Annotated in this window: 7 protein-coding genes, 1 tRNA gene and 2 rRNA genes; 5 read left to right on the top strand and 5 right to left on the bottom strand. The window is 55.6% G+C overall.

Going from position 1 to position 5,566, the window contains the following annotated elements; all coding sequences use genetic code 11:
• The 4 genes from C0V97_RS04215 to C0V97_RS18290 all read left to right on the top strand — a co-directional run.
• A 23S ribosomal RNA gene (locus C0V97_RS04215) occupies positions 1-450 on the top strand; the annotation flags it as partial.
• Positions 451-561: 111 nt separating this feature from the next.
• Positions 562-676: ribosomal RNA gene (gene rrf / locus C0V97_RS04210) — 5S ribosomal RNA — on the top strand.
• A 35-nt stretch (positions 677-711) separates the two neighbouring features.
• Positions 712-788: transfer RNA gene (locus tag C0V97_RS04205), tRNA-Met, on the top strand.
• Between the two features lie 241 nt (positions 789-1,029).
• A complete protein-coding gene (locus C0V97_RS18290; protein ID WP_158625334.1) occupies positions 1,030-1,176 on the top strand; it encodes a hypothetical protein in 147 nt (48 codons plus the stop codon).
• Positions 1,177-1,202: 26 nt separating this feature from the next.
• On the opposite strand, the gene C0V97_RS04200 is transcribed toward C0V97_RS18290, so the two are convergent.
• Genes C0V97_RS04200 through C0V97_RS04185 form a run of 4 tightly spaced genes read right to left on the bottom strand, consistent with a single transcriptional unit; the run spans position 1,203 to position 3,724 of the window.
• Positions 1,203-2,276, bottom strand: coding sequence for a flagellar biosynthesis protein FlhB (locus tag C0V97_RS04200; protein ID WP_127101031.1), 1,074 nt, complete (start codon positions 2,274-2,276; stop codon positions 1,203-1,205).
• A 35-nt stretch (positions 2,277-2,311) separates the two neighbouring features.
• Complete coding sequence (locus tag C0V97_RS04195) at positions 2,312-3,097, bottom strand: flagellar biosynthetic protein FliR (protein WP_233581963.1); 786 nt, start codon at positions 3,095-3,097, stop codon at positions 2,312-2,314.
• 39 nt (positions 3,098-3,136) lie between these two features.
• Positions 3,137-3,412: a flagellar biosynthetic protein FliQ gene (locus tag C0V97_RS04190; RefSeq protein WP_127101029.1), complete on the bottom strand. Its 276-nt coding sequence runs from the start codon at positions 3,410-3,412 to the stop codon at positions 3,137-3,139.
• 12 nt (positions 3,413-3,424) lie between these two features.
• Positions 3,425-3,724 carry a flagellar hook-basal body complex protein FliE gene (locus tag C0V97_RS04185; protein WP_255424150.1) on the bottom strand — a complete coding sequence of 100 codons (300 nt, stop codon included), beginning with the start codon at positions 3,722-3,724 and terminating at the stop codon, positions 3,425-3,427.
• A 482-nt stretch (positions 3,725-4,206) separates the two neighbouring features.
• Here C0V97_RS04185 and C0V97_RS04180 point away from each other — a divergent pair, with 482 nt between their 5' ends.
• Positions 4,207-4,593, top strand: a complete 387-nt coding sequence (locus tag C0V97_RS04180) for a hypothetical protein (RefSeq protein WP_127101025.1) — start codon at positions 4,207-4,209, stop codon at positions 4,591-4,593.
• Between the two features lie 69 nt (positions 4,594-4,662).
• Here C0V97_RS04180 and C0V97_RS04175 read toward each other — a convergent pair.
• Positions 4,663-5,566, bottom strand: a 904-nt coding sequence (locus C0V97_RS04175) for a flagellin (protein WP_127101023.1), incomplete at its 5' end; no start/stop codon positions are given.

The raw sequence follows: 5,566 nt of genomic DNA, 5'->3' as shown, positions 1-5,566 counted from the left end.
AGGTACTCTAGGGATAACAGGCTGATCTCCCCCAAGAGTCCACATCGACGGGGAGGTTTGGCACCTCGATGTCGGCTCATCACATCCTGGGGCTGGAGCAGGTCCCAAGGGTTCGGCTGTTCGCCGATTAAAGTGGTACGTGAGCTGGGTTTAGAACGTCGTGAGACAGTTCGGTCCCTATCTGCCGTGGGTGTATGAGACTTGAGAGGATTTGTCCCTAGTACGAGAGGACCGGGATGAACATACCTCTGGTGTACCGGTTGTCGCGCCAGCGGCACAGCCGGGTAGCTAAGTATGGACGGGATAACCGCTGAAAGCATCTAAGCGGGAAACCCACCTCAAAACTAGGTCTCACAGGGCCGTGAAAGACCATCACGTCAATAGGCCGGGTGTGGAAGCGTGGTAACACGTGAAGCTAACCGGTCCTAATCGCCCATATCGCTCACACAACGCTCTCACAAAGAGAGCATACACATGCATAGCAATCATCCACGTAAACACACTCATCATACCAAACACCAACCTCCACACCGACACATAGTTGTCGGGTGGATCAGAAGACCTGGTGGCTATGGCGGGAGACTTCCACCCGATCCCATCCCGAACTCGGCCGTGAAACGCCCCAGCGCCTATGATACTGCATCTCAAGATGCGGAAAAGTCGGTCGCCGCCAGGTCCCCTGATCCACCCCACAAAACACCCCACCACCCTCGCGGGGTGGAGCAGCCCGGTAGCTCGTCAGGCTCATAACCTGAAGGCCGCAGGTTCAAATCCTGCCCCCGCAACCAAATCCCCACACATACACAGACTGCCGCAATCAGCGCATCAACACGCTCGCCCAGCACATAGAACGTGCACAGCGTAGAGACGTGGCATGAGCCGTACAGGTTGGCCTCGACGCAAACCACTCTCAGAGGGTTAGAAACGGCGCGCAGGCATCACAAGACTGGCAGATGTAACGACGCTCTCTTGAGCAAGCGGAATATGTCATGAGAAGATGACGTCTCTGTCGAAGCAGGGAGTCGTAGGATGCAGCGTCGTGAGATCCTGACAGGACTCCCCATAGCCGCCGCACTCGGGGGAATTTCCGCCGCCGAAGGAACACCAATGCACCGACCGGTCGTGCTCGTCCATGGATTGAATTGCGGCGGATGGGTCTGGCGCTTCGTGGGGTAAAGGCGGGCTTGGACCAAAACTCAAGACTACTCTCTGGATCGAGGGGTTTTCAGCTTGATCACGTAAGCGATAATCGCGGCGACGGGTTTGAAGAACTCTGACGGTATCTCGGTCTCGAGGGGCAGTGTGTATAGGCCACGCGCCAGAGGCGGGTTGTTGACGATAGGAACGCGCGCTTCATCAGCGGCATCGCGGATGCGAGCCGCCAACTCGTCAGTGCCTTTGGCGACGATTATCGGCGCCGCATTAGATTGATTTTCATACAATAACGCCACGGCATAATGCGTGGGGTTTGTCACCACTACGGTCGCCTTCTTGACAGATTGTATCATGCGCTGCCGCGCACGCCGCATCCTGAGCTGATGGCGCTTCGCCTTGATCTTGGGATCGCCGTCCTCCTGCTTTGTTTCGTCCTTTACATCCTGATGACTCATACGCAGTTTCTGCAAGCGGCTGTATCGCGTCCATAATTCGTCCAAGGCAGCTATCAGGGCTTGGACGATAAGGATCACAAGTGTCGCATAGACGAACCAAGACACGAGCTCATATGTCAAACGACGGATTGTCCAGCGCTCGGCTAAGGGTGCTGAATGCAAAGTACCGATTGCGACACCATAAAGTACAGTACCGAAAATAAGGAATTTGGTAAGACTTTTGAGGAGTTCTACCAGATTTCGGGCGCTGAATACCCTCTTTATTCCAGAGATGGGAGATAGCCGCTTTAAATCGGGGGCCAGTGCTTGTGGGCGGAAGAGAAATTGCGTTTGGAACAGGCCGAAGCCGATAACCGCGACCATACAAACGCCTCCTAGAGGCGCCATGAGTAGCACCCCCTCGGTGAAGGCCTGGCGTATGATGCTGCCTATGGTTGCCGTGTCGTCGATCGGCGTGGAAAAATGCTCGAGCAGTCCGTGCATATGAGAGATGAAGCGCGAACCCGCAGTCGCTCCCGTAAGGGAGAAAACGATGAGGAAGACGCCCAACACCAGGAGCATTTGCGTTTCACGTGACTGCGCGACATTCCCCTCTTCCCTTGCCTTCGCAAGCCGTCGTGGCGTGGGGGCTTGGGTGCGGTCTTCGCTACCCGCGTCGTCAGCCATAGGACTGCGCCTGTAGGGGAGATACTCTCGTCAATTCAATGCAGCGCATTGATACCGGGAAGTTGAGTGAGTGTTTCCTCCATGCGCTCCTGCCAGACCCCGGTTATGACGTGTATAAGCAGTGCTATAAGGAATACTCCTCCTAATAGCTGTGCGGGCATAGCGATCCCATAGACCTGTATTGCAGGCATAAGCCGGTTCAAGACCCCCAGAAGAGCAGGCCATAAAGTTCCGATGAGAACGAATGGCGCAGCATATTGAAGACCAAGTTTGAAGCTCAACGAGACGCTCAAAACCGCCGAGTGCGCCATATCGTTTAGAAAGGGCGCGTGCCCAGGTAGAAACACGGAGTAGGAACCCATCAGAGCACTGAGCGGGAGGATATAAAGTCCTGATGAGAGGAACAGGACCGGTATAAGAAAAGAGGCCATATGGCTGATTGCAGTGCTCGAAGCACCTAGGTCAGGATCAGGCTGCAGGACGCTGGCAAGACCCGTGAATGTGGCGATGAATTGCATCGATATGACCAGTGACATGGCGATGATGCGAGCGATCCACCCTATGAATGCGCCGATCAACAGCTCCTGTGCGATGACGGTCACTAACAAACTTGGGCTTGCGAGAGCGTGTCTGATCAGGGGAGCGAAATCAGGTTGTAGAGCCGGTAAGATCAGCAAAGATATTGATACGGCGATACCTGCACGTACGGTCATAGGAGAGGTCGACTCGCCGAGTCCGGGCGCCACCATAACCAAAGCGCTCAAGCGGCATAAAATCAGGAGATAGATGCCGATAATCTCGGTTGAAGGAATGGCGAGCATCAGTGCCCTAGCCAGTAATGACGAGATGCTTGGCCCTGTTTATGATCCACCAGCGATCACCATCTGATCGAAAATCTCCATCGCGTAACTATGCAGGGTCGCGTAGATGAACGAGCCAGTCAGCATAAGAGCGGCCGTCGCTGCGATGAACTTAGGTACAAAGGATAATGTCGCTTCGTTCACTTGAGTGACCGCTTGGAAAAGTGAGATCACGATCCCGGCGGCCAGCGACGCGAGGAGAGAGGGAGCACCCATCTTGACTGCGACGATGAGGGATTCCTGCAAGATCTCATGTATATCGACAGCGTGCTGCATTTCAGCTCTTGTTCAGATCGACATCTTCATGACGTCCTGATAGGCCTGAACGAAACGATCGCGCACTGCGGTCACGGTCTGCAACGTTAGTTTCGCCTCGGCAACGGATGTCGCAATCTCGGTTATATCGCCACGCCCGGAGAGGCCTGTTGCGGTCTGGCTCTCTGCAGCCTTGCCTGTCTGAACAGCGTTTTGCAGAGCACCGCTCAAAGCGTCGCTGAAGCTTCCCATGCTACCTTCAACGGGAGCGTTCGTACTCGCTGCCCCTGATGACGCCTGCAGACTCTGCTGAATTTGACCGTACGCATTCATTGCGTCGAAACTACGAGTCGTGACGTCGTTGATCATGAGCCTCTACCCTATCGCCCACCACGTTTTAGGCAGGCTGTTGCCGCAACCGTTCGTAACGTGAACCCGACCTGGCAGCAACATCTTTCGATGCAGCGGCTGAGACAACCCCCTAAATGTCGGAGAGGTACGTTGTGAATTGAAAATAATCTGTACGTCCAGCTTTTACGGAACCTGATTTGGGCTATCTTCACTTGACGATCTGAACACACTCCAAGAGGATTATCGCCGTGGCTTTTTTACGGAGAGGCTCCCTCCAAGCGCGCCCTTACCGTGCATTAATGACTTCGGCCGCTATACTTGTCGGAGCAGGGGGCGTGAATGCCGCGCGATCGTCGACGACTCTACCCGGTAACGGGGATGGTATCCGTTGTCCTTCCGGGGTTGTAAGGATTGCTGAGGTACAGGCTTTCATACAAAGTGCCGCTCAACAGGAAAGAACGAAAGTGATTGGCTCAGCTTCGCTGGAGGTCTGCGCTGATAACGAAACAAAATATATCGATATCATCACCAGCGGCGCCCCTGACGACGTAGCGAATAATGGACAACAGGGACAGAAAACAGGTATCGATGGCTCCATACAAATCCATGGTCGCACGGCGCGTCTCAACACCAACATTTATATACCGTTGACTGAGTCGGATCTGTCGCAGTGTGCCAGGCAGGAAGATGCGCAGCCCGACGGAGCGTGCAAGCCACATGCGCAAGTTGCCAGTTTTACGGGAACCTGGGTTTTCTCTCTGGGAAAATGGACGATGTTCCGGACTGGGGCTGACACTGCAGGCGGATCTGTCGTCGTCGCTGCCCGTATTCTCAATGGACCGGTCGAATGAAACGGGCAAAGCCCGGATCGGGGTTTTTGGTAGCCCCTCACCTGAGAGCAGGTAAGGGGCTTTTTAGTATTACTGGAAGAGGGAGAGGATGTTCTGAGACTGCGAGTTTGCGATGGTGAGTGACTTGATGGCGAGCGACTGCTTGGTCTGAAGTGAGGTCAACTTAGCGCTGGCAGCAGACATATCTGCGTCGGTCAGGGCGCCAATGCCGTTGGTGAGGTTGTCGGAGATGCTCGAGCCATAGGTGCTCATGTTGTTGATGACGTTGCTGTTCGCGCCCAGGGTCGAGGTGACGAACGTCATTGCCTTGATCGCGGCCTGAACCTGCGAAATCATGTCGGAGACGCTCTTGTTGCCGCCGAGATTGCCGCCCGTTGATTCGAACACGTTCGTGGTCGGGTTCGCACCGCTCGTACCGCTGCCCGTGGTGAGGCCCAGAGCGTCGGTAAGACTCGTGCCGGCCACACCGCTCTGGAAGAACGACGAAGAGACGGAGGGAGCGCCTGCAACCGTAGAGCCGCCCATGTAAGAAGCGATTGCTGCGTTGAAGCCCGTGATGGTGGTCTGGTCACCCTGCAGACCGGTGATGTAGCTCAGATTGTTGGATGTAATGCCCAGGCCATCGCTGGTGCTGCCCGAGATCAGGTTGACGCCGTTGAACGTGGCGTTACGCGCGATGGTGTCGATCTGCTGAAGCAGGCCGGTGATCTGCGTGCCGATCTGATCGAGAGCGGCCGGGCTGCCCTGGTTGTTGCCAAGGGTGGTGACGGCGTTCTGCACGCTGTTGAGCACGCTGATGATCTGGTTGACGGCTGTGCTCGTCGAGCTAACGGTCTGAGCGGCAAAGGAAAGGCCGTSATTCACGGCGGACTGGCCGGAGACGTTGCCCTGCMTCTGCTGCGCGATGCCGTAAGCTGCCGCGTTATCTGCCGCGCTCGACACCTTCAGGCCGGTCGAGATGGTGTTTTCTGCA

Source organism: Asaia sp. W19 (genome assembly GCF_003994335.1).
Classification (GTDB): domain Bacteria; phylum Pseudomonadota; class Alphaproteobacteria; order Acetobacterales; family Acetobacteraceae; genus Asaia.
The sequence above is the reverse complement of the archived record's forward strand: the minus strand, read 5'-3'. Positions and strand labels throughout refer to the sequence as shown.